Origin of the sequence: Pontibacter rugosus (assembly GCF_042678745.1) — a bacterium.
GTDB classification, from domain to species: domain Bacteria; phylum Bacteroidota; class Bacteroidia; order Cytophagales; family Hymenobacteraceae; genus Pontibacter; species Pontibacter rugosus.
Genome location: NZ_JBHTLD010000429.1, coordinates 1 through 1,188, shown reverse-complemented (window position 1 = coordinate 1,188; position 1,188 = coordinate 1). Strand labels below are relative to the sequence as shown.

Below are 1,188 nucleotides of genomic sequence, written 5' to 3'. Positions count from 1 at the left end.
CATATTAAAAAATAAAATACACTATCTTTTAAGCTTATAAAAATGGCCAATCAAATCCTGATCATAGACGAACTACACCCCAGTATTTTCAAGATGCTGGAAAGTATAGGAGTAGAAGCTGTGTATATACCTGAAATTGAGCCAGCTGATGTGAAGGAGGCCCTTCAAGGAATGGATGGGCTGATCGTTAGGTCAAAAATGCGCATTACCACTGATACTATAGCACTGGCTGATCAACTGAAATTTGTGGCAAGGGCGGGAGCAGGATTAGATAATATTGAAGTGGAGAAGCTGGAGCAGTTAGGTATACCTGTACTTGGCGCAAACGAAGGCAATAGCCAGGCAGTAGGAGAGTTTACTTTAGGACTGCTGCTATCGCTGTTTCGGAACATTTCGCGCAGCCATACACAAGTACAGGATAAGGTCTGGCTCCGCGAGGAGAACAGGGGAGAAGAGCTGAGTGGCAAGACAATCGGTATAATCGGCTACGGAAATATGGGGCAAAGCTTCGCGCGTGTACTACAGGGCTTTGGCTGCCGACTGCTTGCCTACGACCGCTATGCGCCCGAAAAAATAGCTGCACCGGTTATGAGCGTGTCGCTGGAGGAGCTACAGGCCAATGCTGATGTCATAAGCCTGCACATTCCGTACATCAGCGATAACCTGCAATTTGCTAATGATGCGTTTTTTCAGAACTGCAGCAAACCTGTGTGGTTCCTGAATACATCGCGGGGAGATGTAGTGGATCAGGAGGCGCTGGTGCAGTATCTGAAGGCTGGCAAAGTAAAAGGCGCTGCCCTGGATGTATTGGAAAATGAAAAGTTACACACCCTTACAGCACAGCAACAGCTTACCTTCCAGTTTCTGGCTGACGCAACGAATGTGATTCTTACGCCGCACATTGCGGGCTGGACCCATGAATCTTATGTAAAGATAAATGAGGTGCTGGTTCATAAAATACAGCAGCTGCTCCAATAGCAGTAGATATTTATACTTGTGAAGAGGTGTGAAAAAACAACAACTCAAAGCTTATTTGAAACTGAAACAGTAAGTTTTTACTTCCGTTTTATATAGTGGCATGTATACCTATAGCGAGAAGCAATGGAAAATTATTTACACTTTGTTCCTTAAATTTTATACCTTTGCTATACATAAGAGCAGAACGGGAGGAGCCTGTTTTCTTAAATA

The 1,188-nt window shown here is 44.3% G+C and carries 1 protein-coding gene; it reads left to right on the top strand.

Annotated features, from left to right (window positions below):
• Positions 1-42: 42 nt before the first annotated feature.
• Positions 43-978: an NAD(P)-dependent oxidoreductase gene (locus ACFQ2O_RS21720; protein WP_377533019.1), complete on the top strand. Its 936-nt coding sequence runs from the start codon at positions 43-45 to the stop codon at positions 976-978.
• Positions 979-1,188: the final 210 nt, after the last annotated feature.

Coding starts and splice junctions, on each gene's coding strand:
- ACFQ2O_RS21720 (WP_377533019.1), top strand. CDS start 43: ATGGCCAATCAAATCCTGATCATAGACGAACTACACCCCAGTATTTTC.